Origin of the sequence: Pseudomonas sp. FJ2-5-13, from assembly GCF_029201605.1 — a bacterium.
Classification (GTDB): Bacteria; Pseudomonadota; Gammaproteobacteria; order Pseudomonadales; family Pseudomonadaceae; genus Aquipseudomonas; species Aquipseudomonas lactis.
On sequence record NZ_CP104045.1, the window covers coordinates 1,443,421 to 1,469,241 of the forward strand.

General features: G+C 61.0%; 20 protein-coding genes. 6 read left to right on the plus strand and 14 right to left on the minus strand.

The features are described 5' to 3' along the window. Positions 1–4 precede the first annotated feature (4 nt). Entirely contained in the window at positions 5–3,067 is a 3,063-nt protein-coding gene (locus tag N2A98_RS06425; RefSeq protein ID WP_069558741.1) for an efflux RND transporter permease subunit, read from the plus strand. 141 nt (positions 3,068–3,208) lie between these two features. Then, positions 3,209–3,448 carry a type III secretion protein gene (locus N2A98_RS06430; RefSeq protein WP_275623164.1) on the plus strand — a complete coding sequence of 80 codons (240 nt, stop codon included), beginning with the start codon at positions 3,209–3,211 and terminating at the stop codon, positions 3,446–3,448. Between the two features lie 86 nt (positions 3,449–3,534). Here the strand turns inward: N2A98_RS06430 and N2A98_RS06435 are convergent, their stop codons facing one another. From N2A98_RS06435 to plsB, 3 genes are read right to left on the minus strand one after another with little or no spacing between them, the layout of a single operon-like run. Beyond that, positions 3,535–4,224, minus strand: coding sequence for a DUF4197 domain-containing protein (locus N2A98_RS06435; RefSeq protein WP_003189124.1), 690 nt, complete (start codon positions 4,222–4,224; stop codon positions 3,535–3,537). A gap of 27 nt (positions 4,225–4,251) precedes the next feature. Continuing rightward, positions 4,252–4,653, minus strand: coding sequence for a YbaY family lipoprotein (locus N2A98_RS06440; protein ID WP_003189126.1), 402 nt, complete (start codon positions 4,651–4,653; stop codon positions 4,252–4,254). A 51-nt stretch (positions 4,654–4,704) separates the two neighbouring features. Next, positions 4,705–7,224, minus strand: a complete 2,520-nt coding sequence (gene plsB, locus N2A98_RS06445; RefSeq protein ID WP_044272275.1) for a glycerol-3-phosphate 1-O-acyltransferase PlsB — start codon at positions 7,222–7,224, stop codon at positions 4,705–4,707. Between the two features lie 181 nt (positions 7,225–7,405). Here plsB and N2A98_RS06450 point away from each other — a divergent pair, with 181 nt between their 5' ends. After that, positions 7,406–7,615, plus strand: a complete 210-nt coding sequence (locus tag N2A98_RS06450; protein WP_003189131.1) for a cold-shock protein — start codon at positions 7,406–7,408, stop codon at positions 7,613–7,615. Positions 7,616–7,760: 145 nt separating this feature from the next. On the opposite strand, the gene N2A98_RS06455 is transcribed toward N2A98_RS06450, so the two are convergent. The 4 genes from N2A98_RS06455 to N2A98_RS06470 all read right to left on the minus strand — a co-directional run bounded on the left by N2A98_RS06455 (position 7,761) and on the right by N2A98_RS06470 (position 13,003). Further along, positions 7,761–8,138, minus strand: coding sequence for a hypothetical protein (locus tag N2A98_RS06455; RefSeq protein WP_275623165.1), 378 nt, complete (start codon positions 8,136–8,138; stop codon positions 7,761–7,763). Positions 8,139–8,192: 54 nt separating this feature from the next. After that, positions 8,193–9,002, minus strand: coding sequence for a putative RNA methyltransferase (locus N2A98_RS06460; RefSeq protein WP_044272279.1), 810 nt, complete (start codon positions 9,000–9,002; stop codon positions 8,193–8,195). Then, a complete protein-coding gene (gene dapE / locus N2A98_RS06465) occupies positions 9,002–10,153 on the minus strand; it encodes a succinyl-diaminopimelate desuccinylase (protein WP_032893206.1) in 1,152 nt (383 codons plus the stop codon). Before dapE ends, N2A98_RS06460 begins: the two co-directional genes overlap by 1 nt. A 258-nt stretch (positions 10,154–10,411) precedes the next feature. Beyond that, the gene (locus N2A98_RS06470) at positions 10,412–13,003 is read right to left on the minus strand and encodes a glycosyltransferase (protein WP_044272281.1); all 2,592 of its coding nucleotides are present in this window, start codon (positions 13,001–13,003) and stop codon (positions 10,412–10,414) included. 211 nt (positions 13,004–13,214) lie between these two features. On the opposite strand from N2A98_RS06470, the gene tcdA reads away from it, so the two are divergent. After that, positions 13,215–14,030, plus strand: coding sequence for a tRNA cyclic N6-threonylcarbamoyladenosine(37) synthase TcdA (gene tcdA / locus N2A98_RS06475; RefSeq protein ID WP_032893205.1), 816 nt, complete (start codon positions 13,215–13,217; stop codon positions 14,028–14,030). A 591-nt stretch (positions 14,031–14,621) separates the two neighbouring features. Here tcdA and N2A98_RS06480 read toward each other — a convergent pair. From N2A98_RS06480 to N2A98_RS06495, 4 genes are all read right to left on the minus strand, one after another. Continuing rightward, positions 14,622–15,029, minus strand: a complete 408-nt coding sequence (locus tag N2A98_RS06480) for a SufE family protein (RefSeq protein WP_044272505.1) — start codon at positions 15,027–15,029, stop codon at positions 14,622–14,624. Continuing rightward, positions 15,026–16,231 (minus strand): cysteine desulfurase, encoded by a 1,206-nt coding sequence (locus N2A98_RS06485; protein WP_275623166.1) that lies wholly within the window; start codon positions 16,229–16,231, stop codon positions 15,026–15,028. Before N2A98_RS06485 ends, N2A98_RS06480 begins: the two co-directional genes overlap by 4 nt. Positions 16,232–16,298: 67 nt before the next feature. Further along, positions 16,299–17,333, minus strand: a complete 1,035-nt coding sequence (gene dapD / locus N2A98_RS06490; protein ID WP_044272510.1) for a 2,3,4,5-tetrahydropyridine-2,6-dicarboxylate N-succinyltransferase — start codon at positions 17,331–17,333, stop codon at positions 16,299–16,301. Between the two features lie 31 nt (positions 17,334–17,364). Beyond that, the gene (locus N2A98_RS06495; RefSeq protein ID WP_171905475.1) at positions 17,365–17,751 is read right to left on the minus strand and encodes an ArsC family reductase; all 387 of its coding nucleotides are present in this window, start codon (positions 17,749–17,751) and stop codon (positions 17,365–17,367) included. Between the two features lie 188 nt (positions 17,752–17,939). On the opposite strand from N2A98_RS06495, the gene N2A98_RS06500 reads away from it, so the two are divergent. Next, positions 17,940–19,583 carry a Na+/H+ antiporter gene (locus N2A98_RS06500; RefSeq protein ID WP_275623167.1) on the plus strand — a complete coding sequence of 548 codons (1,644 nt, stop codon included), beginning with the start codon at positions 17,940–17,942 and terminating at the stop codon, positions 19,581–19,583. Positions 19,584–19,594: 11 nt separating this feature from the next. On the opposite strand, the gene dapC is transcribed toward N2A98_RS06500, so the two are convergent. The 3 genes from dapC to map all read right to left on the minus strand — a co-directional run bounded on the left by dapC (position 19,595) and on the right by map (position 24,506). After that, complete coding sequence (gene dapC / locus N2A98_RS06505) at positions 19,595–20,794, minus strand: succinyldiaminopimelate transaminase (protein ID WP_275623168.1); 1,200 nt, start codon at positions 20,792–20,794, stop codon at positions 19,595–19,597. A gap of 162 nt (positions 20,795–20,956) precedes the next feature. Then, on the minus strand, positions 20,957–23,659 hold the full coding sequence (locus N2A98_RS06510) for a [protein-PII] uridylyltransferase (RefSeq protein WP_034134914.1): 2,703 nt from the start codon (positions 23,657–23,659) through the stop codon (positions 20,957–20,959). Positions 23,660–23,723: 64 nt separating this feature from the next. Beyond that, complete coding sequence (gene map, locus N2A98_RS06515) at positions 23,724–24,506, minus strand: type I methionyl aminopeptidase (RefSeq protein ID WP_003189156.1); 783 nt, start codon at positions 24,504–24,506, stop codon at positions 23,724–23,726. A 388-nt stretch (positions 24,507–24,894) separates the two neighbouring features. Here map and rpsB point away from each other — a divergent pair, with 388 nt between their 5' ends. Next, on the plus strand, positions 24,895–25,632 hold the full coding sequence (rpsB, locus tag N2A98_RS06520) for a 30S ribosomal protein S2 (protein WP_003189158.1): 738 nt from the start codon (positions 24,895–24,897) through the stop codon (positions 25,630–25,632). Positions 25,633–25,821: the final 189 nt, after the last annotated feature.

A 25,821-nucleotide genomic window follows, 5' to 3' on the forward strand; every position in this document is an offset into this window, starting at 1 on the left:
CCCCATGGGTTTCAATCTTTCCGAATGGGCGTTGCGTAATCGCCAGATCGTACTGTTCCTGATGATCCTGCTGGCCGTGGTTGGCACCTTGTCCTACACCAAGCTGGGGCAAAGCGAAGACCCGCCGTTTACCTTCAAGGCCATGGTAATCAAGACCAACTGGCCCGGGGCCACGGCCCAGGAGGTTTCGCGCCAGGTCACCGAGCGTATCGAGAAAAAACTCATGGAGACCGGTGAGTACGAGCGCATCGTGTCGTTCTCGCGGCCGGGTGAATCCCAGGTCACCTTTATTGCCCGTGATTCGATGCGTTCGGCGCAGATTCCCGAACTGTGGTACCAGGTGCGCAAGAAAATCAGCGACATCCGCCACACCTTGCCGCCGGATATCCAGGGGCCGTTTTTCAACGACGAGTTCGGCACCACCTTCGGCAATATCTACGCCCTGACCGGCGACGGCTTTGACTATGCCGTGCTCAAGGACTACGCCGACCGCATCCAGATCCAGCTGCAACGGGTGCCGGATGTGGGCAAGGTCGAGCTGCTCGGCTTGCAGGATGAGAAGATCTGGATCGAGCTGTCCAACCTCAAGCTCGCCACCCTCGGCTTGCCTCTGGCTGCCGTACAGCAGGCCTTGCAGGAACAAAATGCGGTGTCCACCGCCGGCTTCTTTGAAACCCCCACCGAGCGCGTGCAACTGCGCGTTTCAGGCAACTTCAAGACGGTGGAGGAGATCCGCAACTTTCCGATCCGCGTGGGTGATCGCACCTTGCGCATCGGTGATGTAGCTGACATCCATCGAGGCTTCAACGACCCACCAGCACCGCGTATGCGCTACATGGGCGCAGATGCCATCGGCTTGGCCGTGGCCATGCGCGACGGTGGCGACATCCTCGTACTGGGCAAGGCCCTTGAAGCGCAATTCGCACGCCTGCAAAAGAACCTTCCGGCAGGAATGGAGCTGCGCAAAGTGTCGGACCAACCGGCAGCCGTGAAGACCAGCGTCGGCGAATTCGTTCAGGTGCTGGCTGAAGCGTTGGCGATTGTTTTGCTGGTGAGCTTTTTCTCCCTCGGCGTGCGCACCGGCATGGTCGTCGCCCTGGCGATCCCGCTGGTACTGGCGATGACCTTTGCCACCATGTATTACCTGGGCATCGGCCTGCACAAGATTTCCCTTGGCGCCTTGGTCCTGGCCTTGGGCTTGCTGGTAGACGACGCGATCATCGCCGTGGAAATGATGGCGATCAAAATGGAGCAGGGCTACGACCGCCTCAAAGCCGCGAGTTTCGCCTGGACCAGCACCGCATTCCCCATGCTCACCGGCACCCTGATCACGGCGGCGGGCTTCTTGCCGATTGCCACCGCGCAATCGAGCACCGGCGAATACACCCGCTCGATCTTCCAGGTCGTGACCATCGCACTGCTGGCCTCCTGGGTGGCGGCCGTGGTGTTTGTGCCGTACTTGGGAGAAAAACTCCTGCCCGACCTGGCGAAGATTCACGCCGCCAAGCACGGCACCGACGGTCCAGATCCTTACGGCACACCTTTCTATCAGCGGGTAAGACGTTTGGTGGAGTGGTGCGTGCGGCGGCGTAAAACCGTGATCGTGCTGACTTTGCTGCTGTTTATCGGCTCGGTTGCGCTGTTCCGCTTCGTGCCGCAACAGTTCTTCCCGGCTTCCGGTCGCCTGGAGTTGATGGTCGACCTGAAACTGGCCGAAGGCGCTTCCCTGAGCAACACCGCCGAGCAGGTCAAGCGCCTGGAAGCGTTGCTCAAGGAGCATGCCGGCATCAACAACTATGTCGCCTACGCGGGCACCGGCTCGCCGCGGTTTTACCTGCCATTGGACCAGCAATTGCCCGCTGCCAGCTTCGCCCAGTTTGTGGTGCTGGCTCATACCATCGAGGAGCGTGAAAGCCTGCGCACCTGGCTGATCGAAACCCTCAACGAGCAATTCCCCGACTTGCGTTCGCGCGTGACGCGCCTGGAGAACGGCCCGCCCGTAGGCTACCCGGTGCAGTTTCGCGTGACGGGCGAGCACATCGAAGAAGTCCGTGCGCTGGCGCGCAAAGTGGCGGCCAAGGTTCGCGAAAATACCCATGTGGTCAACGTGCATCTGGACTGGGAAGAACCGAGCAAAATCGTGTACCTGAATATCGACCAGGACCGTGCACGCGCCCTGGGTGTGAGCACCGCCAACCTGTCGAAATTCCTGCAGAGCTCCCTGACCGGTTCCAGCGTCAGCCAGTACCGGGAGGACAACGAATTGATCGAGATCCTCCTGCGCGGCACCGTGCATGAGCGTAGCGAACTGTCGCGCCTGCCGAGCCTTGCCGTGCCCACCGACAATGGTAAAAGCGTGGCGCTGTCGCAAATTGCCACCCTCGAATATGGATTCGAAGAGGGCATCATCTGGCATCGCAATCGCTTGCCCACGGTGACTGTGCGGGCCGACATCTATGGCAAGGAACAGCCGGCGACCCTCGTGCAGCAGATCCTGCCGACGCTCGCCGATGTGCGTGCCGAACTGCCGGACGGCTACCTCTTGGAAGTGGGCGGTACGGTGGAAGATTCTGCCCGTGGGCAAAACTCGGTGAAGGCCGGCGTGCCGCTGTTTATCGTGGTAGTGCTGACCTTGCTGATGCTGCAACTGCGCAGCTTCTCGCGTACGGCGATGGTCTTTCTCACCGCGCCTTTGGGGCTGATCGGCGTGACCTTGTTCCTGCTGGTGTTCCGCCAACCCTTCGGTTTCGTCGCCATGCTCGGCACCATCGCGCTGTCGGGGATGATCATGCGTAACTCGGTGATTCTGGTGGACCAGATCGAACAAGACATCAAGGCTGGCCTGGCACCTTGGCAGGCAATCATCGAAGCCACGGTCCGACGCTTTCGCCCGATTGTGCTGACGGCCTTGGCAGCGGTGTTGGCGATGATTCCGTTGTCACGCAGTGTGTTCTTCGGGCCCATGGCCGTGGCGATCATGGGCGGGTTGATTGTGGCAACGGCGTTGACGCTGTTGTTCCTGCCAGCGTTGTACGCGGCGTGGTTCAGAATCAGGAAGGAGGAGTAGATCAGTGAGCGTTTTTGGCAGGCCCGGTGGGAACCATTTTTCAAGGCTTGCCACAGAGGGTTACCTGTTCGCAGGTACGTTATCCGGTGGTTTTTATCACCGGGATAACGTTTCCAGAACGTTCATAGAGGCGAAATAGATATGCTCCTACAAGCATTGGGTAACTTTTACTCGGGGATCGGCATGATGCTGGGCGGCGGTCAGATGGGCGGCGCTTGCGCCAAACATTCCCATAATGACTCCGTCGGTCGGCGTGAGCTTTCCGACGCGCTCAAATCGTTCAAATACGATCTTCCCCAGCCGAGCAGTCATATCACGATTAACAACAGTGTTGCCAACGCGAACAACAACGCGAACACCAATACTCAAATCGGCCGTTGAATGCGCTGATTGCCGCTTTTGAGCCATTGCAAACACTCTGTATCCGCAGAGTGTTTGCCGCGTCAGGTTCAGTTGCTGGCGTGGGCTTACAGCGCCCCAAACACCTTCTTGGCCAAGCTGGTGGCAGCTGCCGCCGGGTTCTTGCGGATGGTTTCTTCCTGCTGCGCGATCATCTTGAACAAGCCATCCAGCGCTTGCTCGGTCACGTAGTTCTCGACGTTGGCGCTCTTGGCATCCACAGCGCCAAAGGCCGCGGCCTTGCCGGCCAGGGCATTGTACTGCTGGGCCACGCCGACTTTGTCGGTGGCAGCCTTGACGATAGGCAGGAACTTGGCGCGAATTTCTTCACGGCTGCTTTTGTTCAGGTACTGGGTGGCGGAGTCCTGACCACCGCTGAGAATGCCCTTGGCATCGGTCACGCTCATGTTCTTCACGGCGTTGACCAGGATCGGCTGGGCCTGGGTCACGGCGGTTTCTGCTGCCTTGTTCATGCTGGTTTCCAACTGCGTGACCTGGTCACCCATGCCGAACATTTTCAGCTTGTCGGCGACCTTACCGAGCTTGCCTGGCAGGCCGATCTTCACGTCCGGGTTATTGCTGAAACCACCGGGCGTTCCGAGTTGTTTCACAGCAATCTGTGCACCTTGGGTCAAGGCATCCTTGAGGCCGCCGCTGGCGTCGCCCTGGGACAGGCTGCCAAGGTCCAGGGCCATGGCATTGGCGCCGAACAGCAAGCCAGCACACAGGGCGGTGAGGCGAAGAGATTTGCGGAGCATGGGCGCTTCCTTATGAAGTGGGAATGATCAGTGGGCAGCCGCATCTACGCGCAGGCGCAGCGGTTGTGGGTCCTGGCCATTGAGCTGCACGGTGTGCCGCTCGGTGGTGATAAACAGTAGCTTGCCGTCCAGCTCGATGCGAGCGCTGACCGAATAGGTGTGGCCCGGTTTGACCTGGGCCGGGTCATAGCTCAGGTGAAACGGCAGCGGCACCTGGCCTTTGACCGGGCCTTTCTGCTCGGCGAGGGTCACGGCCGGTGCGTCCATCAGGGACACGTCCTGCAGGCTGACACTCAAGGTGGCGGCTGGCGGCAGGGCGATGCGTTGCAGGTAGAACACTTCGCCGTCCAGGCTAGCCTTCGGGGTTGGAGCCATCGAGTGGCAGGCTCCGAGCAGGGCGGTCAGGCCCAGGAGGATGAGTTTTTTCACGGTGCAACTCCTTTTCAACGGCGCCGGAATCCGCCCGGCGCCTCATTCAATCTAGCGGTTTTCTTCAGGGGTGACGGCAACCGGTTCGGCGGCGGCCTCGGCTGCACCGTCCACACGGTGCAAGGCGACCTGGCGGATCGACAGGCGAATATCCGCCGGCAGCACACGTTTGGCCGCGCCTTCGGCCAGTTCGCCGAGCAGGTCGTGATAACCCAGCTTGCCGGCTTCATCGCGGCGCAGCACATCTTGCTCCAGCAACGTCTGAATAAAATGTCGGAAAAGACTCTTGTCGAAGAACTCCGGAGCGTTGAGGCCGTGCAGGATCGACAGGCGCTGGGCCATGATCGTGCACAGGTCTTCCAGCTCCTCGGCGCTGATGCTGTTCTGGCCGCTGTTGAGCAGCAACGAGATCGCCATGTAGAAGCGTTGCAGGGTCTGGGCGATGCTCTTGGACAGCAACGTCAGCAGCACAAAGTGCCGCGAACTCGGCGCCGGGCGCAGGTACACGGCGTTTTCGAAGCGCAGCAGGCCTTGTTCGACGAAGGCGTCCAGCCACTGGTCGACCACGCTGTCCAGGTCTTCCAGCGACCAACGGATAAACAGCTCCGATTGCAGGTATGGGTAGAGCGCGTGGGTGTAGCGCAGGATCTGTTCGCGGGTCATGCGCGAACTGCTCTGGAAGAAGCTCGCCAGCAAGGCCGGCAGGGCGAAGATGTGCAGCACGTTGTTGCGGTAGTAGGTCATCAGGACGGCATTCTGCTCATCCAGATAAACGATTTTGCCCAGGGCGTCGCTCTGCTCCGACAACAGGTTCATGTCCTTGACGTGCTTGATCAGCGCCAGGCCATCGCCCTCCGGCAAAGTGGTATGGGGCGAGTAGGGCACACGACGCAACAGCGCCAGGTACAGGTCCAGCTGGCGGGCCATGGCCTGTTCATCCAGGGCCAGGCGGGTGGTGGACAGCAGTGCCAGCGCCACCAGGTTCACCGGGTTCACCGCAGCGGCTTCGTTCAAATGACGCGCCACCTGTTCGCCGAGGCGATTGGTGGTTTCGTTGAGCCAAGCCGGTTTGTAGTTCGGCCCCAGTTCCTGGGCGCGCCAGTCCGGTTGTTCGGCGTCGAGGAATTCTGCCAGCTTGATCGGCTCGCCGAAGTTGACTGCCACTTGGCCGAAGCGCTGCTTGAGCGCGCCGACCACTTTGAAAATATCGAAGATCGACTCTTTCTTCTTGCTCGCGCCACGCAGTTCGCCCAGGTAAGTGCGGCCTTCGAGCACGCGCTCATAGCCGATATACACCGGCACGAACACGATGGGCATCCGCGAGGAACGCAGGAAGCTGCGCAAGGTGATCGCCAGCATGCCGGTTTTCGGTTGCAGCATGCGCCCGGTGCGCGAGCGGCCGCCTTCGACGAAGTACTCCACCGGGAAACCCTTGGTAAACAGGGTGTGCAGGTATTCGTTGAACACCGAGGTGTACAACGGGTTGCCCTTGAAGGTACGGCGCATGAAAAACGCACCACCACGGCGCAGCAGGCTGCCGATCACAGGCATGTTGAGGTTGATGCCGGCGGCGATGTGCGGCGGGGTCAGGCCGTTCTTGAACAGCAGGTAGGACAACAGCAGGTAGTCGATATGGCTGCGGTGGCAAGGCACGTAGATCACCTCGTAGCCCTGGGCCACCTTTTGCACGCCTTCGATGTTATTGACCTTGATGCCGTCGTAGATCTTGTTCCAGAACCAGCTCAATACCACTTCCAGGAAGCGGATCGCGGTGTAGGTGTAGTCCGAGGCAATCTCGTTGCCATAGCGCAGAGCCAGGGCCTTGGCTTTTTCCGGGGCGATCTTTTCGCGTTCGGCTTCATCCGCAATGGCCTGGCGTACCAGCGGCATATTGACCAGGCCCTTGACCAGATTACGCCGGTGGGACAGGTCGGGGCCGATCACGGCCGTCTTCAGGTTACGAAAGTGCACACGCAGGATGCGTTGGGCCATGCGTACGGTGCGTTCGTGGCCTTTATTGTGCTCGATCAATTCACGCAGGTTGATAGGCGCGGAGAATTGCACGCGGGTCTTGCGCCCCAGGATCAGGATGCTCAACAACCGGCGTAGACGCCCGGTGACTGCCCAGCTGTCGGCGAATAACAGCTTCCACGGGCTGGACTCGCTTTCGGGGGATTGGCCCCAGAACACGCTGACCGGAATGATTTGTGCATTCTCTTCGGCGTGTTCGGTGAGGGTGTTGACCAGGCGCGTCAAGGTGGGCGGCGCGCCACGCTTGTCTTGGCGCCCGAGCCAATCCGGATCCGGCGTGAGATAGAAGAACGCCGCGGGCTCCATCAACGGCCCTACCGACACCGGCAGCACCGGGCGCGGCAGGCCGGCCTTGGTGCACTCGGCATCGACCACCGCCAACTCGGTGAGGGAAGGTGATTGCAGGACGTAGAAAACCGGCCGGCTGCGGTCCAGGTTAAGGGTGAGGGACGACTGGTTGATCGTCTCCGAGCGAACCCAGAGGTACAACAGTCGGCGCAAGGTGCCAAACACCAGACGGCGGAACGGGGAGCGGGTCATAGGCGAACTGCTTCAAGTGGAAAAAACCGAGCAGGCGCTCGGGCGGGTAGTGTGCCGTATTCGCCGAAAATCGGCAAAAAAGCAGCGATGTAAAGTTGAGTTGATGGTTTTTGAGCCTGTCTTATACTCGGCAGTTCAATGCGAGCGACTCAACAATAAAAAAACCAGTGGGAGTGAACAGATGACAACGCGTGAAACCGGCAATGTGAAATGGTTCAACGATGCAAAGGGCTACGGCTTTATCCAGCGTGAAGATGGCAAGGATGTGTTTGTGCACTACCGCGCCATTCGCGGTGAAGGCCACCGCTCGTTGGCCGAAGGCCAGCAGGTGGAATACGCCGTGGTGACCGGCGAGAAGGGCTTGCAGGCGGAGGATGTGGTGGGCCTTTGAGCCAGCCCTAAGCAACGACGCTGAACCCATGTGGGAGCGGGCTTGCTCGCGAAAGCGCTGTGTCAGTCACTAGAGATGTCGACTGATCCACCGCTTTCGCGAGCAAGCCCGCTCCCACATTTTGATTGTGTTCACACTTTGGAGGTTATGCAGTTTTCCAAGTGATCTCTTCTTCACCATCTGCGCTGATGCGGATCCAGCGATCAGCGCTTTCTTCACCCTCTTCCTCAACCCAGGTGCCCGGTGCGCAGCGCACTTCGACATACAGCGCGGCAAACGCGGCGCGGGCGCAGGCGATGTCGTCGTCCCACGGGGTCTGGTCGCTTTCCAGGAACAGGCTGTTCCATTTGCCCACCGCCTTGGGCAGCCAGGTAACCGGCACGTTGCCGGCCTTGCACTTGTAGGTCTGGCCTTTCTGGACCCAGTCGGTGCACGGGCCCAGGGCGGCGCCCAGCCAGGCGGCGATGGCCTTGTGATCGACGTCGGCGTCCTTCAGGTAAATTTCAATATCAGGTTGGCGCATGGATGTTCCTCGTTGCGGGATTCGAAAATCCATTCGCGGATGGGTGAAAGTCGGTCATTGAAGCACGAAATAATCGTAGCGCATCGACACCGTGACCTGCAGCGGCTCAGCCGCCTCAATCACCTCGTGGCGGCGCTCGGCACTGGCCCGCCAGCCGTGGGGCGTCATCGCCAGCAGGTTGGCGCGGTCCTTGGCTTCGGCCAGGCTCAGGGTGAATGCCAGGGTCTCAGTGTGCGCCAGGCTCATGCCATCCGGCACCAGGGCCAGGTGTTTGTCGTCGGTGTACTCGCGCACTTCGTCGTACAGGCGCTCGCGCAGTTCCATCAAGTGGCCGCTGGTGGGGCCGACTTTCATCAAGCCGCCGCCGGGGCTGAGCAGGCGCTTGGCTTCCTGCCAGTCCAGCGGGCTGAACACACTGGCGAGGAACTGGCAGCTGGCGTCGGCCAATGGCACCCGGGCCATGCTGGCGATCAACCAGGTCAGCGCCGGGTTGCGTTTGCATGCGCGCTTGACCGCTTCCTTGGAGATATCCAGCGCATAGCCATCGGCATCGGGCAGGGCCTGGGCGATTTGCGCGGTGTAGTAACCCTCGCCACAGCCAATGTCCACCCAGCGCTGTGGTGCGCGCTCGGCGGCCAGTTCGGCCAGGCGCTTGGCCACTGGCGCATAGTGCCCGGCGTTGAGGAAGTCGCGACGCGCCTCGACCATAGCCAGGTTGTCGCCCGGGTCGCGGCTGTTCTTGTGCTGCACCGGCAACAGGTTCAGGTAACCCTGGCGTGCGCGGTCGAAGCGGTGCCCGGTCGGGCACGCCACGCCATTGTCCACGGTATTGAGCGGCGCGCTGCAAATGGGGCAGGCAAGCATCAGGCGAGCAACTTGATCAGGGTCTGGTAGTAGATTTCGGTCAGCACATCGAGGTCGCTGGCCAGGATGCGTTCGTTGACCTGGTGGATCGTCGCGTTGACCGGGCCCAGTTCGACCACCTGGGTGCCCAGCGTCGCAATGAAGCGGCCATCGGAGGTGCCGCCGCTGGTGGATGCCTTGGTCTCGCGCCCGGTGATCGCCAGAATGCTGGCCGACACCGCATCCAGCAGAGCGCCTGGCTCGGTGAGGAACGGCAGGCCCGACAGCGCCCATTCCACATGCCAGTCCAGGCCATGCTTGTCGAGAATGGCCGCGACCCGTTGTTGCAGGCCCTCGACGGTGGACTCGGTGGAAAAACGGAAGTTGAACACCGCCGTCAGGTCGCCGGGGATCACGTTGGTGGCGCCGGTACCGGAGTTGAGGTTGGAAATCTGAAAGCTGGTCGGCGGGAAGAAGGTGTTGCCGTCATCCCAATGTTCGGCGGCAAGTTCGGCCAGGGCCGGTGCGGCCAGGTGGATCGGGTTCTTCGCCAGGTGCGGGTAAGCCACGTGGCCCTGTACACCGCGCACGGTCAAGGTGGCGCCGAGGGAGCCACGGCGGCCGTTCTTGACCACGTCGCCCACCAGGCTGGTGCTCGACGGTTCGCCGACGATGCACCAGTCCAGGCGCTCCTTGCGTGCGGCCAGGCGTTCGATCACGGCCTTGGTGCCATGGTGCGCCGGGCCTTCTTCGTCGCTGGTGATCAGGAAGGCGACCGAACCCTTGTGGTCCGGGTAGTCGCTGACGAAACGTTCCGCCGCCACCAGCATCGCCGCCAGGCTGCCTTTCATGTCCGCCGCGCCACGGCCACAGAGCATGCCGTTGTCATCGATCAACGCGTCGAACGGGTCGTTCTGCCAGGCCTGTACCGGACCGGTCGGCACCACGTCGGTATGACCGGCAAAGCACAGCACCGGGCCTTCGTGCTTGCCGTGGGTGGCCCAGAAGTTATCCACGTCTTCAATGCGCATCGGTTCAAGCGCAAAACCGGCATCGCCCAGGCGCTGCATCATCAGCTTCTGGCAATCGGCATCGATCGGCGTGACCGACGGGCGACGGATCAGGTCGATGGCCAGTTGAAGGGTCGGCGAAAGGTCGGCATGGGCCGTCATGGGGGAACTCCGGAAAGCGTGTGGTGGGCGCAGGGCGAATGTTGAACACAGAACTTGAAACGTCACAGATCCAATGTGGGAGCGGGCTTGCTCGCGAATGCGGTGGGCCAGTCACAGTACCTTTGACTGGCCCACCGCATTCGCGAGCAAGCCCGCTCCCACAAGGTGTAATCAGTGCCTGCCTGGATCTCACAAACGGCCGTTATCTTATAGCAAAACGGCGGCCAAGGGCCGCCGTTTAGTGCATTGCGTGACTTTTTACGCCGCCGGTGCCGCCTCGGGCGCCGCCGAAGGTTTGGGCAGCGACGACAAGAACGCCATGATCAGCGCCGCCACATACGGCAGCGACTGCACCAGCAACATCACCACCCAGAAGCGAATGTCATTGCTCGGCAGGCCTTGCACCAGGTAAATCCCCAGCGCCGCGCCCCACAGCAGCAGCATGATGAACATCTCTTCGCGGGCTTCGGAAATCGCCACCCAGAAGCCGTGGTTATCCGCGTTTTTCGGTGTACGAAAGAACGGAATACTGCTGGTGAAGAAGCCGTATAACACCGCCTTGGCGATGGTGTGGGACAACGCCAACCCGGCCAGCGCCGCGCAGAACGCATCTTTCAAGTTCACGCCTACCGCACGACGGTAGAGGAAGATGATTTTGCCGACTTTGAACACAAACAACGCCAACGGCGGGATCGCGAAAATCAGCAACGGTGGGTCGACTCGGGTCGGCACGATAATCATCGCTGCGGACCACAGCAGGGCGCCGACGGTGAAGAAGATGTTCATGCCATCGGCCACCCACGGCAACCAGCCGGCGAGGAAGTGGTAGCGCTGGCCACGGGTCAACTCGGTGTCTTTGCCACGTATCAGGCTGGCGGTGTGGCGCTTGATGATCTGGATCGCGCCATAGGCCCAACGGAAACGCTGTTTCTTGAAGTCGATAAAGGTATCCGGCATCAAACCCTTGCCGTAGCTGTCGTGGTAGTACGCCGCCGACAAGCCTTTTTCGAACACGCGCAGGCCCAGCTCGGCGTCTTCACAGATGCACCAGTCGGCCCAGCCCAGCTCTTCGAGCACCGAGCGGCGGGTCATGGTCATGGTGCCGTGCTGGATGATCGCGTCGCGGTCGTTACGGGTGACCATGCCGATATGGAAGAAGCCTTTGTATTCGGCGTAGCAGAGCTTCTTGAAGGTGCTTTCGTTCTGGTCGCGGTAATCCTGGGGCGACTGCACCACGGCGATTTTCGGGTCGGCGAAGTGCGGCACCATGTGCTTGAGCCAGTTGGGCGACACGCAGTAGTCCGAGTCGATCACCGCGATCACTTCGGCATCCTTGGCGGTGTGCGGGATCAGGTAGTTCAGCGCGCCGCCCTTGAAACCGGCCAGGGGCGCAACGTGGAAGAACTTGAAGCGCGGGCCCAGGGTTTCGCAGTAGTCGCGCACCGGCTCCCACACCGCCGGGTCCTTGGTGTTGTTGTCGATGATCAGGACTTCGTAGTCCGGATAATCGAGGGCGGCCAGGGCGTCGAGGGTCTGTTTGACCATTTCCGGTGGCTCGTTGTAGCACGGCACATGGATCGACACTTTTGGACGGTAGTCCGAGTCGCCTTCCACGGGCAGAAATTCACGTCGGCGCTTGTGGGTCCACACCGCTTCTGCCAGTTCGTGGGCTTCGGTCAGCAACACGATAAACACACCCAGGGCGCCGAGCGCGAGCAACACGCCAACGGTCACGCTGAACCAGGTGCTGTATTGCTGGCTGTAGTCATAGCCGATCCACACCAGCACCGACCCGCACAGGAACGCAATAAAGGTCAGGAAGGTGCGGCCGCGCTGGCGCAGGGCCGAGCCATCGATCATCAACAGGGTCAGCGATAGCAGTGCAAGCACCACCGAACCGATGGCCAGTACCCGCCATTGCGGAATCGCCACCACTGGGCCGTCAAAGTTGAATTTCTGCTGGCGCGCGGCGTTGAACACGCCCCAATACGCACCTGCCGACCCTTCGTCGCTGACCTTCCACGGCTGGTCAAATGCCTCGATCACAAAGTAGTTGTAACCCTGGCGGTTGAGCTTGTTCACCAGCGTACGCAGGTAAATGGCCTGGTCTGCCGGCGACGATTCATTGCCACCGCGCATACGGCCGTTGCTCGGCCAGCCCACTTCCGACAGCAGCAGGGGCTTTTTCGGGAAGGCTTTCTTCAAATCCTTGGCGCGGTCGAGGACGTACTGGCCGGCCTTGTCCATCGGGATGTATTCCCAGAACGGCAGGATGTGCGCGGCGATCAGGTCGACGTGCTTGGCCAGTTGCGGGTTCTTTTCCCAGATGTGCCATTGCTCGGAGGTCGTCACCGGCACTTTCACGGCGGCGCGCACACGGTCGAGCAGCACGATCAGGGCTTCAGGGGTGATTTCTTCCCGAAACAACGCTTCGTTACCCACCACTACGCGTACGACACTGCGCGAGGTGTTGGCGATCTCGATAGCGCGCTGGATCTCCCGCTCGTTACGTTCCTGGTCCGGGCTGATCCAGATCCCCAGGGTCACGCGCAGGCCGAACTCTTCGGCCAGCTTGGGAATATCCCCCAGGGGGCCGTCCACCGAGTAGGTACGGATGTTGTCCGTCAGCTTGCTCATGATCGCAAGGTCCTGACGCATCTGTTCGTCGGTAGGGTACTGGTCTTTCTGCGGATACTGGCCCTGCTGGAACGGCGAGTAGGAAAAACCGGAGATCTGATCGGGCCAGTTGGGAGCGGTGACCGGGCGGTTGATCAGCGCCCAGAAACCGGTGAACAGCGCGGCAATTGCCAGCACCACCACCAGGTTGAGTCCAAATTTACGCGATGCCATGGTTATGTCGGGTTCCAAAGGGTGCGGAACGAAAGAGGTGTCGGCCTACGCCGAACGGCGCGCATCCTACACCGGCCCTTCCCTGAGCGTACAGCAGACAGAGAAAAGCCGGACGTTAGTCTGCGAAAGTCCGCTTAAGTTCTTTACTTGTAGCTGCAAGCGTCGAACTTGTCGCGGCGTAGCCCTATAATGCGCGCCGGTTTTTGGGGTAATGATGATGAGTACAGAAGATCCGCGGTTTGCAGGCGTCGCCCGCTTGTACGGCCTTGAGGGCCTGGAGCGCTTGAAAGCGGCCCATGTGGCGATTGTCGGCGTCGGCGGCGTAGGTTCCTGGGCGGCGGAAGCGATTGCCCGTTGTGGGGTGGGCGAGATTTCGCTGTTTGACTTGGACGATGTCTGCGTCAGCAACAGCAACCGCCAGTTGCATGCCCTGGACAGCACCGTGGGCAAGCCCAAGGTCGAAGTGATGGCCGAGCGCCTGCGCGGTATCAACCCTGAGTGCACCGTGCATGCGGTGGCAGACTTCGTCACCCGCGACACCATGGCCGAGTACATCACCCCAACTATCGACTGCGTGATCGACTGCATCGACGCGGTCAACGCCAAGGCGGCGCTGATTGCCTGGTGCAAGCGCCGCAAGATCCAGATCATCACCACCGGCGGCGCCGGCGGGCAGATTGATCCCACGCTGATCCAGGTGTGCGACCTGAACCGCACCTTCAATGACCCGCTGGCCTCGAAAGTGCGCTCTACCTTGCGCCGCGATTATGGCTTCTCGCGTACTGTGACCCGTCATTACAGCGTGCCGTGCGTGTTTTCCACCGAGCAGCTGCGCTATCCCAAGCCTGATGGCAGCATCTGTTTGCAGAAGAGCTTTGTCGGCGATGGTGTGAAGCTGGACTGCGCGGGAGGGTTTGGCGCGGTGATGATGGTCACGGCCACGTTCGGCATGGTGGCGGCGACCAAGGCTGTGGACAAGATTGTGGCGGGAGTGCGCCGTCCCTCTGAGCGCATCAAACCCACCTAGATCTCACCACCCGACAGAGATCCAAACTGTGGGAGCTTGCTCCCGTGACGGCCTGACAGCCGACGCTGATCTCACTGACGCACCTCGATCCAAATGTGGGAGCTGGCTTGCCTGCGATGAAGCCCTGCCAGCCGACGGCAATCTACCTGACACCCCACGATCTCAATGTGGGAGCGGGCTTGCTCGCGAAGGCGGCCTGACAGTCAACACAGTTGGACCGGGTACATATCCGTTATTTAGGTGACGGCGACCTAGGGTTCCGCTCTGACAGCGGGTCACTTTTGGAAAAGAGCCCCAAAAGTAACCAAAAGGGCTCTTGCCCCACCACTCGGCACCTCGCTTAGGCTCGGTGTGCCCGTAATCCGCCAGTGATTTGGGGGGCCGCCGCCACGCGCCATCCATGGCGCGGGGCGGCTAAACCGGCATCCCTGCCGGTTTACCCCCCAAATCCCTGTCGAATTCCGGCCAGCGTGGTTTGACGGGGCGCTTGAGATCACAAGCAGATCAAGATCAAGAGCGGCTCGCTTCGCATCGTGGTTACCGTCGGTTACCTATGGCCATCGCAGGTAAGCCAGGCTTCCACATTAATTTCTATGTACGCGTCAGGTCTCGCATGCGTTGCAGTACGGCATTCAAACCATTACTGCGCGACGGCGATAGCTGGCGCGACAAGCCCAGTTGATTGAACCAGTCAGGCAGGTCAACTGCTTGCAATTCATCAGCCGACAACCCATTGACCCGCGCCAGCAGCAACGCCACCAACCCCCGAATCATCCGCGCCTCACTGCTCGCAGCAAACTGCCAATGGCCGTCCTGCAAACGCCCCACCAGCCACACTAGGCTTTCGCAACCGTGCACCAGGTTGGCGTCGACCTTTTCGTCATCAGCCAGGGCGGGCAAGCGTTCACCCCATTGCATCAGCATCCGCGCGCGCTGTTCCCAACTGCCTACGGCCTGGAAAGCTTCCAGTGCGGCGTGTGCCTCCAGCGGCAAGCTCATCGCAGCATGTCCAGCGCCTGGTCCAGCGCTTCAAAAAAGCGCTCCAGGTCGTCGGAATCGTTGTAGAGCGCCAGGGACACCCGGATTGCGCCTGACAGATTCATCGCCTTCAACAGCGGCATTGCGCAGTGATGACCGGCACGCACGGCAATGCCTTGCTCGGTCAGCAGGTGGGCGAGGTCGGCGTTGTGCACGCCCTCCACCACAAAACTCACCAGCGCCACTTGTGGCGAGCCCAGCACGCGCACGCCATTGCGTGCTTTGAGCCCACGCAGCAGGTAGTCATGCAGGGCGGCTTCGTGGGCGAGCACCGCCGAAGCATCCAGCGAACTCAGGTAATCCAGGCTCGCGCCCAGGCCTATCACGCTGGCAATCGGTGGAGTGCCAGCCTCGAAACCCAGCGGCGCGGGGCGAAAGCTGGCGCTGTGGTAGTCGGCCTGTTGCACCATCTCACCGCCGAACTGCCAGTGACGCAGATGATGCAGGGCCTCATTACGGCCATACAGCACACCGACGCCGTCCGGGCCGTAGAGTTTGTGGCTGGAAAACACGTAGAAGTCGCATCCCAGGGCCTGCACGTCATGGCGGCCATGGACGATGCCTTGGGCGCCGTCCACCACCGTGAGGGCGCCGTGTGCCTGGGCCAGCTTCAGCAAGGCTTGCAGCGGCTGCCAGGCGCCGAGCACGTTGGACAACTGGCTCACCGCCAGCAGGCGCGTGCGTGGGCCAATCAGGCTGGCGGCGGCGTCCAGGTCGATCACGCCGTCAGCGTCCAGAGGCAAGACCACCAGCGTGAGTGCGCGACGTTTGGCCAATTGCTGCCAGGGCAGCAGGTTGGCGTGGTGTTCCAGGGCGCTGATGGCAATCTCATCGCCCGCATTGAATAAGTGCTCCAGGCCATAGGCCAGGAGGTTCAGCGCAGAGGTTGCGCCGTGGGTGAACACAACCTGCCCACTGTCACCTGCGTTCAACCACTGCGCGACCTTGCTGCGGCTGTCTTCAAAGGCCTGGGTCGCATGGGCCCCGGGCAAATGCTGGGCACGGTGCACATTCGCTGCGCCATTGGCGTAGTAATGACTGATGGCATTCAGCAGGGCTTGGGGTTTTTGCGTGGTGGCGGCGCTGTCCAGATAGGTCTGGTCTTGCCGTTGCAGGGTGGCGATGGCCGGGAAGTCGGCGCGCCAGGGGGAGGGCACAAGCATGGTGATCAAGACTCGTATAAGCGAGCCGCCCCGAAGGTGCGGCCCGCTAGTGGCATCGAGTGGCTGCTTAGTTGTGAGCGTGCAGCGCTTCGTTCAGTTCGATGGCCGATTTGTGGGTTTTGCACTCCACGGCACCGGTCTCGGAGTTACGACGGAACAGCAGGTCTGGCTGGCCAGCCAACTCGCGCGCCTTGACCACCTTGACCACTTGGTTCTGCTCGTCCAGCAGGGCCACCTTGGTGCCGGCGGTAATGTACAGGCCCGACTCCACGGTGTTGCGGTCGCCCAATGGGATACCGGTACCGGCGTTGGCGCCGATCAGGCAGTCTTCACCCACCTTGATCACGATATTGCCGCCGCCCGACAGGGTGCCCATGGTGGAGCAGCCGCCGCCCAGGTCCGAGCCCTTGCCGACGAATACGCCCGCCGATACGCGGCCTTCGATCATGCCCGGGCCTTCGGTGCCGGCGTTGAAGTTGACGAAACCTTCGTGCATCACGGTGGTGCCTTCGCCCACGTACGCGCCCAGGCGGATACGTGCCGCGTCAGCGATACGCACGCCGGCCGGTACGACGTAGTCGGTCATTTTCGGGAACTTGTCCACCGAGAACACTTCCAGCAGGTCGCCACGCAGGCGCGCTTCCAGTTGGCGCTCGGCCAGCTCGTTGATGTCGATGGCGCCCTGGCTGGTCCAGGCCACGTTTGGCAACTGCGGGAACACACCGGCCAGGCTCAGGCCGTGAGGCTTGACCAGGCGATGGGACAGCAGGTGCAGCTTGAGGTAGGCCTCAGGCGTGGACGTCAGTGCGGCGTCTTCGGCCAGTAGGGTCGCGACCAGCGGCGTGTGGCTTTCTGCCAGGCGGCTGAGCAGGGCGGCCTGGGCGGCATCGACGCCTTTGAGTGCGTCGGCCAGTTGCAGGGCCTGGCTCACGGTGAAGGTGATCGCCTGGTTGCCTTCGGTGTAACCGAGGATCGGTGCGATGGCGGCAACGATTTCAGCCGATGGGTTGAGCAAGGGTTGTGCGTAAAACACTTCCAGCCAAGCACCTTGGCGGTTCTGAGTGCCGACGCCGAAGCCCAGGCTGAACAGGGAATTGGACATGCTGTTACCTCTACAAAAATGGAAGGCTGGCCTACTTGAGGGCCGCCGAATAACTATCTGGCTTGAAGCCAATCAGGGTTCTGTCACCGAGATCGAGCACCGGGCGCTTGATCATCGAGGGTTGTGCGAGCATCAATTCAATGGCTTTCGACTGATCGAGATCGGCTTTGCGTTCGTCTTCGAGTTTGCGAAAGGTGGTGCCCGCACGGTTCAAAACCACCTGCCAACCGTGCTCATTGCACCATTGGGTCAAGTGTTCGCGGTCGATACCGGCCGTTTTGTAGTCATGGAACTCATAGCTCACCCCGTGCTCATCGAGCCAGGTGCGCGCCTTTTTCATGGTGTCGCAGGCTTTAATGCCGAAAAGGTGCAAGGTTTTGCTTGAAGCAGTCAAGGAATTGCCCCCCTTTGGACGCATGAAAAATGAAAGATCGCGGATTATGCCACGACCGGCGGGTTTCGGCGCCGCTCGTCAACAGCGTGCGACTTTTGTGCAAAAGCCGGTGCGCGGCCTAGGCGAGTAACATAGCCAGGTAATATGGCACTTCAACGGCCAGTTGTTGCCTGATGTGTCGTTGCGAGTCGATTGTCCGGGAAACCCGCGTTATGCAAACCGCCTACACCGTTCTTATCCTGCTGATGCTGGTCAGCTTTTCGCGCCTGGTCGGGCGCATCATCCCACTGCCGTTGCCCCTGGTGCAGATCGCCGCCGGCGCCTTGCTGGCGTGGCCCACGTTGGGGCTGCATGTGGCGCTGGACCCGGAGCTGTTCCTGTTTCTGTTCCTGCCGCCCCTGCTGTTTTCCGATGGTTGGCGCATGCCTAAGCGCGAGTTGTGGCGCCTGCGTGGCCCGATCCTGACGTTGGCGGTGGGGCTGGTGTTGTTTACCGTGGTGGGCGCCGGCTATTTCATTCATTGGTTATTGCCAACCATCCCGTTGCCGGTGGCCTTCGCCCTGGCGGCGGTTTTATCCCCGACGGACGCCGTGGCGGTGTCGGCCATTTCCCAGAACCGCTTGCCCAAGCCGCTGATGCACATGCTCCAAGGCGAAGCCTTGATGAATGACGCGTCGGGCCTGGTGACGTTCAAATTTGCCCTGGCCGCAGCGTTGACCGGGGTCTTTTCCCTGGCAGATGCCGGCCTGACGTTTGTACTGGTGGCGGTGGGCGGGCTGGCGATCGGCGTGGCGTTGAGCTGGCTGGTCGGCCGCCTGCGCGCCTGGATGATCGCGCGCGGCTGGGATGATCCGGCGACCCATGTGGTGTTCATGTTGTTGCTGCCTTTTGCTGCGTACGTACTGGCTGAGCGCCTGGGCGCGTCCGGCATCCTCTCGGCGGTGGCAGCGGGCATGATGCAAAGCTGGCTCGACTTGCTGCCGCGCCAGACCAGCACGCGCTTGCTCAACCGCAGCGTATGGTCGTTACTGGAGTTTGCCTTCAACGGCTTGATCTTCCTGCTGCTCGGCCTGCAACTGCCAGACATCATCAAGGCCGTGGTCAGCCATGAAACCACGTTGTGGCCCACCTTGATGTATCGCTGCCTGGATGTGGTGGCGATCTTCCTGGTGCTGGTGGTATTGCGCTTTATCTGGGTGCAAAGCATCTGGCGGCTGTCGGGGTTGCTGCGCCGTCTGCGAGGCAAAAGCGCATTGACTCTGGTGCCGACGGCCCGCTCCTGCTGGTTGTTGACCGTCGGCGGTGTACGCGGTGCGGTGACGTTGGCGGGCGTCATGTCGGTGCCCTTGCTGCTGGCGCCGGGCCAGGATTTTCCCGAGCGTGACCTGCTGATCTTTATCGCTGCCGGGGTGATCCTGCTGTCGCTGGTCGCGGCCTGCATCGCGCTGCCGTTACTGCTGCGTGGCGTTGAAAAAGGCCCGGATGAAAAACGCCACAACGAAGTGCGTGAGGCCTGGAAAAAGACCGCCGTAGCGGCGATCCATGCGTTGGAGGCCCAGGAGCCCGTCGAAGCCGAAACCCCGGACGCCGCTCAAGCGGCACTGGCCACCGAGCTCAAGGCGCGGCTGATGGCGGAGTATCGTCACCAGTTGGACGTATTCAATGATTCGGCCGAAGCCCAGGCGCTGGCGCTGCAAATGGATCAATTGGAGCGCAAATTGCGGCTCAAGGCCCTGCGTGCGCAGCGGTTGGAGTTGTACAGCTTGAGCCGTCATCACCAGATTGGTGACGACGTGTTGAGGGAGGTGTTGGCGGAGCTGGATATGAGCGAGGCGAATTTGGGTCACATGAAGTGACCCATAAGCCCTTAACGACGACGCTGGATGAAGTCGCGAATCCGCTCAGCCGCTTCCACACATTCCGCCAACGGCGCCACCAACGCCAGGCGCACACGCCCCGCGCCAGGGTTGAAGCCGTCCACTTCCCGCGACAGGTAAGAGCCCGGCACCACCGTCACATGCTCTTGCACGAACAAATCCCGGCAGAAAGCAGCGTCGTCGCCTTGCACATTCGGCCACAGGTAAAAGCCGCCGTCGGGGCTTTGCACGTCCAGCACCGGCTTGAGGATCGCCAGCACGGCGTCGAATTTCTCGCGGTACAGGTCACGGTTGGCCAGTACGTGGGCCTCGTCCTGCCAGGCGGCGATGCTGGCCAGCTGGGTTTGCACGGGCATCGCGCAGCCGTGGTAGGTGCGATACAGCAAAAAGGCCTTGAGGATCTCGGCGTCGCCGGCCACAAAGCCTGAGCGCAGCCCTGGCAGGTTGGAGCGCTTGGACAGGCTGTGGAATACCACGCAACGCTTGAAGTCCTGGCGGCCCAGCTCGACGCAGGCGCTGAGCAGGCCTGGTGGCGGGGTTTGCTCGTCGAAGTACAACTCGCTGTAGCACTCGTCGGCGGCGATGACGAAATCATATTGGTCGGCCAGGGCGATGAGTTTTTTCAGGGTGTGAACCGGGATCAGCGCGCCAGTCGGGTTGCCGGGGGAGCACAGGAACAGGATCTGGCAACGTTTCCAGATATCTGGGGAGACGGCGTCGAAGTCCGGGTTGAAGCCATTGCTGTCCAGGCATGGCAGGTAGTGCGGCTTGGCCCCGGCCAGGAACGCGGCGCCTTCGTAGATCTGGTAGAACGGGTTGGGGCTCACCACCAGCGCGTCGTCGCCACGGTTGACCACAGTCTGGGTGAAGGCAAACAGCGCCTCGCGCGTTCCGTTGACCGGCAGGATGTTGCGCGCCGGGTCCAGCCAGCCCTTGGGCACATTGAAGCGGCGTTCGCACCAGGCGCCGATGGCTTCGCGCAGTGCCGCAATACCCAAGGTGGTGGGGTACACCGCCATTTGATCGAGGTTATTGCTCAAGGCCTCGGCAACGAAGGCCGGTGATTTGTGCTTGGGCTCGCCGATGGACAGGGCGATCGGGCGTTTGTCCGGGTTCGGCGTCACGCTGCCGAGCAGGGCGCGCAGTTTCTCGAAGGGGTAGGGCTGCAACTGGTTAAGGGCGTTGTTCATTGCAAATCTCGTTCAATTCGTATGTGGGTATGCGGCCTGCCGGGCAAAGCAGAGCCAAGTGTGGGAGCGGGCTTGCTCGCGAAAGCGGCGTGTCAGTCGATGCAGCTGCAGCAGGTACACCGCTTTCGCGAGCAAGCCCGCTCCCACAGGTAATCGGTATTTTCAGATTGTTAGCCGCGTCAGCTCGACGCCGGGTTCCTGGCTCACGCTCAATTGCTCCACGATCGCCGCTTGTAAACGCAGGCACAGCTCCGGGTCGGACAGTGGCTGGTTGTCGGCGTCGGTGATAAAGAACACGTCTTCCACGCGCTCGCCCAGGGTCGCAATTTTGGCGTTCTGCAACGACAGGTCGAACTCCAGGAAAATCCCGCCGATGCGTGCCAGCAGGCCCGGGCGATCCGGTGCGCTGAGCTCCAGCACCGTTACCGGTCGCTGGGCGTCGTTGGAAATGGTCACCTGGGGCGCAAAGGCAAAATGCTTGAGCTGGCGCGGTACCCGGCGCTGGATGATGGTGGGGTAGTCGTCGGGGTTGCGCAGGGCTTCGGTGAGGCCCTCGCGGATCTTTTTCACCCGCGCCGGGTTGTCGCCAATCGAGTCGCCGTCGGTGTCGAGCACGATGTAGGTGTCGAGGGTGAACTGGCTGCTGGAGGTGATGACCCGGGCGTCATGGATGTTCAGGTTGAGCTGGTCCATGGCCGCCACGGTCACGGCGAAGAAGTCGTGCTGGTCGGGCGCGTAGATGAAGATCTGCGTGCCGCCTTCGAATTCGCGCTGGGTGGTTTCCTTGATCAAGACCAGTGGGCCGCCATCGGCGGGCTGCTGCAGGATCGCGTCACTGTGCCAGGCCACGTCGCCGGCGGTGTGGCGCAGGAAATAATCGTCACCCAGTTGCGACCAGAGTTGCTCGACGTCGTCCGGGTCATTACCGCCGCGCACCAGGATATCCAGGGCTGCGCTTTGGGTGCGGCGGATCTGCTCTTCGCGGTCCACTGGGTTCTCCAGGCCACGGCGCAGGGCGCGCTTGGTCTCGGTGTACAGCTGGCGCAACAGGCTGGCGCGCCAGGAATTCCACAGCGTTGGGTTGGTAGCGTTGATGTCGGAAACAGTCAGCACATACAGGTAATCCAGACGGGTCTCATCGCCAACGATGCCGGCAAAGTCGTGGATCACCTGCGGGTCGGACAAGTCTTTGCGCTGGGCCGTTGTCGACATCACCAGGTGGTTCTGCACCAGCCAGACAATCAGGCGGCTGTCCCACAACGGCAACTGGTGGCGCTGGCAGAAGGCTTCGGCATCGACCGCGCCGATCTCAGAGTGGTCGCCATGCCGGCCCTTGCCGATGTCGTGGTACAGGCCAGCCAGGTAAATCAGCTCGGGCTTGGGCAGCTTGGCCATCAGCTTACTGGCCAGCGGGAATTTCTCTGATACCTGGGTGTACTGCAACTTACGCAGATGCTTGATCAGGTTCAGGGTGTGGGCATCGACGGTGTAGATGTGGAACAGGTCGTGCTGCATCTGCCCGACGATAAAACCGAACTCCGGCAGGTAGCGCCCGAGAATGCCGTAACGGTTCATGCGCCGCAGGTTGCGGTGGATGCCGATGCGGCACTTGAACAGTTCGATAAACAGGCTGGTATTGCGGATATCGTTGCGAAAGTCGTCATCGATCAGGTGACGGTTTTCCCGCAGCAGGCGGATGGTGTCGGCGCGCACGCCTTTGATTTCCGGCTGCTGGGCCATCAACACGAAGATTTCCAGCATGGCGAACGGCGTGCGGCGGAACACGTTGTCGTTGCGCGCTTCGATATAGCCGTCGTGCAGTTGGAAGCGCGCATTGATCGGCTGCGGCGGCGCTTCGTCTTCAGGGGCCAGGATCACTTCTTCGAAGTGCTGGATGATCAGGTCGCTGAGCTGGGCAATGCTCATGACCACCCGGTAGTACTGCTGCATGAAGCTTTCGATGCTGGTCTTCGCATCTTCGCCCTCAAAGCCCAGCAGGGTGGCGATTGAGCGCTGGTGATCGAACAGCAGGCGGTCTTCTGAACGCCCGGCCAGCATGTGCAGGGCGTAGCGCACCTTCCACAAAAATTCCTGGGACGAGGCCAGCAGGGTGTTTTCGCTCTCCACCAGAAAACCTTCGCCGGCCAGGGCACGCAGGTTCAGCGTGCCGTATTGACGGCGCGCCACCCACAAAATCGTCTGGATATCCCGCAGCCCGCCCGGTGAGCCTTTGACGTTGGGTTCCAGGTTGTATTCGGTGTCGTTGTACTTGTGGTGCCGCGCTTTCTGCTCGGCGCGCTTGGCCAGGAAGAACTCCTTGCTCGGCCACATGTGTGCGGTGCTGGTGACTTCGAGCATGCGCTGGCGCAGGCGCTCGGGGCCACAAATGGTGCGGCTTTCCATCAGGTTGGTGACCACCGTGAGGTCGGCACGGGCCTCTTCGGCGCATTCGTCCACCGAGCGTACGCTCTGGCCGACTTCCAGGCCGATGTCCCACAGCAACGTCAGAAAGCGCTCGATGGAATCGCGAAAGGTCTCATGATCGGCCTGGTCCAGCAGGATCAGCAGGTCGATGTCGGAGTAGGGGTGCAGTTCGCCGCGACCGTAGCCGCCGACCGCCACCAGGGCGATATCGGCGTCGAAACTCCAGTTGAACTGCTCCCAGGCCTTTTGCAGGATGTTATCGACGAACCAGGCGCGGTCTTCGATCAGGCGGCGAATATCCCGGCCGCTGCGAAAGCGCGCATCCAGCACCTCGCGGGCTTGGCGGATAGCCTTCTTGAAGGCCGCGATAGGGCTTGCCTTCAATGCCAGCTCGGCCTGGAACTGGCCACGGTCGAAGAGTTCGGGATCCACCTGGGGCATCGATCGGCTTTCCTTTCTATCTATCAGTCAGTCACAACACGCGGTGGGAAAACCTGGGCAACCTTCAGGCCGAAACGCGTGGGATGGTGTCGTCGGCGCGCAGGGTGAAGATCTCGTAGCCGGTGTCGGTGACCAGCAGGGTGTGTTCCCACTGGGCCGAGAGCTTGCGGTCCTTGGTGATCGCAGTCCAGCCGTCTCCCAGCACCTTGGTGTCGGCCTTGCCCTGATTGATCATCGGTTCGATGGTGAAGGTCATGCCGGCCTTGAGTTCCATGCCGGTGCCGGCGCGGCCGTAGTGCAGAATCTGCGGCTCTTCGTGGAACACCTTGCCGATACCGTGGCCGCAGAATTCGCGCACCACCGAGAAACCGTTCTTTTCCGCGTGCTTCTGGATCACTTCACCGATGTCACCCAGGCGGCAGCCAGGCTTGACGATCTCGATGGCCTTGTACATGCATTCCTGGGTGACCTGGGACAGGCGCTCGGCCCAGACCGGTACATTGCCGACGTGGAACATGCGGCTGGTGTCGCCGTGGTAGCCATCCTTGATCACCGTGACGTCGATGTTCAGGGTGTCGCCGTCCTTCAATGGCTTGTCACCGGGAATGCCGTGGCACACCACATGGTTGATCGAGGTGCAGATCGACTTGGGGAAGCCTTTGTAATTCAGCGGGGCAGGGATGGCTTTTTGCACGTCGACTATATAGTCGTGGCAAATGCGGTCCAGCGCTTCGGTGGTGACGCCGGGCTTGACGTGTTCGGCGATCATTTCCAGCACGTCGGCAGCCAGTTTGCCGGCAACGCGCATGCCTGCGATGTCTTCGGCGGTTTTCAAGGTAACGGTCATACAGGCTCTCTCTAGCGCGACGCGCTGAAATCAATACGGTTCACGGGGGGCGCGACAAAGGGTTACAGCATTCGCGCAAGTCCCAAAAAACGCGATTCTAACAGACGATGCTGGCAAATCATGCGCATCTGCTGATCGCTTCTCTCTATGAGGTAGAGGCATGTTGGCTGTATTCAAGGGCTTACGCAAAGACGACGACCGGCAAGTGTGATTGCGGGTTTCGTTTTTGCCGACGCTGTGGTATAAAATGCGCCGCTTTCCGGGGATACCCCGCAAAGCTTAAATCCACACACGTGTCGACACGATGACCTGGGTGCCGGAGGCCTTGATGCCGCTGGTTGGTCATTGGGATACGTGGAGGCCAAACCCGACTTATTAAGGAACTATCATGTCCCAAGTCAACATGCGCGATATGCTGAAGGCCGGTGTGCACTTCGGTCACCAGACCCGTTACTGGAACCCGAAAATGGGTAAGTACATTTTCGGCGCGCGTAACAAGATTCACATTATCAACCTTGAAAAAACCCTGCCAATGTTCAACGAAGCGCTGACTTTCGTAGAGCGTCTGGCCCAGGGCAAAAACAAGATCCTGTTCGTCGGCACCAAGCGTTCCGCTGGCAAGATCGTTGCTGAAGAAGCAGCACGTTGCGGTTCGCCGTACGTCGACCACCGCTGGTTGGGCGGCATGCTGACCAACTTCAAAACCATCCGTGCTTCCATCAAGCGTCTGCGTGACCTTGAAGTACAAGCCGAAGACGGTACTTTCGCCAAGCTGACCAAGAAAGAAGCGCTGATGCGCTCCCGTGACCTGGAAAAGCTCGATCGTTCCCTGGGTGGTATCAAGGACATGGGCGGTCTGCCTGACGCACTGTTCGTTATCGACGTTGATCACGAGCGCATCGCGATCACCGAAGCCAACAAGCTGGGCATCCCGGTTATCGGCGTAGTCGATACCAACAGCAGCCCGGAAGGCGTTGACTACATCATCCCAGGCAACGATGACGCAATCCGCGCTATCCAGCTGTACATGGGTTCGATGGCTGACGCTGTAATCCGTGGACGCAACCACGTTGCTGGTGGTACCGAGCAGTTCGTTGAAGAAGCTCCGGTAGCTGCCGCTGAGTAATTGACGCCCTGGCGTTGACTCAGTAAGCAAAAAGGGGGCTTGGCCCCCTTTTTGCCACCTCGAAAACCATTTGTCGGCAGCGCAGCTACATCATTTGTAACGTGCAGCGGCCTACAACGGAGATTCGGGAAGAATTGATCGCCCGTTTGATCGGGTGGAATGGTTGAAAACCTATCCAAGAGGATTTTG

Excerpts from the sequence above, each read along its gene's own strand:
- plsB (WP_044272275.1), bottom strand. The coding sequence starts at position 7,224 with ATGACCCGCTCCCCGTTCCGCCGTCTGGTGTTTGGCACCTTGCGCCGA.
- N2A98_RS06455 (WP_275623165.1), bottom strand. The coding sequence starts at position 8,138 with ATGCGCCAACCTGATATTGAAATTTACCTGAAGGACGCCGACGTCGAT.
- dapE (WP_032893206.1), bottom strand. The coding sequence starts at position 10,153 with ATGACGGCCCATGCCGACCTTTCGCCGACCCTTCAACTGGCCATCGAC.
- N2A98_RS06425 (WP_069558741.1), top strand. The coding sequence starts at position 5 with ATGGGTTTCAATCTTTCCGAATGGGCGTTGCGTAATCGCCAGATCGTA.
- N2A98_RS06495 (WP_171905475.1), bottom strand. The coding sequence starts at position 17,751 with ATGCGTCCAAAGGGGGGCAATTCCTTGACTGCTTCAAGCAAAACCTTG.
- N2A98_RS06460 (WP_044272279.1), bottom strand. The coding sequence starts at position 9,002 with ATGCTTGCCTGCCCCATTTGCAGCGCGCCGCTCAATACCGTGGACAAT.
- N2A98_RS06480 (WP_044272505.1), bottom strand. The coding sequence starts at position 15,029 with ATGAGCTTGCCGCTGGAGGCACACGCCGCACTGGAAGCTTTCCAGGCC.
- N2A98_RS06430 (WP_275623164.1), top strand. The coding sequence starts at position 3,209 with ATGCTCCTACAAGCATTGGGTAACTTTTACTCGGGGATCGGCATGATG.
- map (WP_003189156.1), bottom strand. The coding sequence starts at position 24,506 with ATGACCGTTACCTTGAAAACCGCCGAAGACATCGCAGGCATGCGCGTT.
- N2A98_RS06450 (WP_003189131.1), top strand. The coding sequence starts at position 7,406 with ATGACAACGCGTGAAACCGGCAATGTGAAATGGTTCAACGATGCAAAG.
- tcdA (WP_032893205.1), top strand. The coding sequence starts at position 13,215 with ATGATGATGAGTACAGAAGATCCGCGGTTTGCAGGCGTCGCCCGCTTG.
- N2A98_RS06435 (WP_003189124.1), bottom strand. The coding sequence starts at position 4,224 with ATGCTCCGCAAATCTCTTCGCCTCACCGCCCTGTGTGCTGGCTTGCTG.
- dapC (WP_275623168.1), bottom strand. The coding sequence starts at position 20,794 with ATGAACAACGCCCTTAACCAGTTGCAGCCCTACCCCTTCGAGAAACTG.
- N2A98_RS06500 (WP_275623167.1), top strand. The coding sequence starts at position 17,940 with ATGCAAACCGCCTACACCGTTCTTATCCTGCTGATGCTGGTCAGCTTT.
- N2A98_RS06485 (WP_275623166.1), bottom strand. The coding sequence starts at position 16,231 with ATGCTTGTGCCCTCCCCCTGGCGCGCCGACTTCCCGGCCATCGCCACC.
- N2A98_RS06470 (WP_044272281.1), bottom strand. The coding sequence starts at position 13,003 with ATGGCATCGCGTAAATTTGGACTCAACCTGGTGGTGGTGCTGGCAATT.
- N2A98_RS06510 (WP_034134914.1), bottom strand. The coding sequence starts at position 23,659 with ATGCCCCAGGTGGATCCCGAACTCTTCGACCGTGGCCAGTTCCAGGCC.
- dapD (WP_044272510.1), bottom strand. The coding sequence starts at position 17,333 with ATGTCCAATTCCCTGTTCAGCCTGGGCTTCGGCGTCGGCACTCAGAAC.
- rpsB (WP_003189158.1), top strand. The coding sequence starts at position 24,895 with ATGTCCCAAGTCAACATGCGCGATATGCTGAAGGCCGGTGTGCACTTC.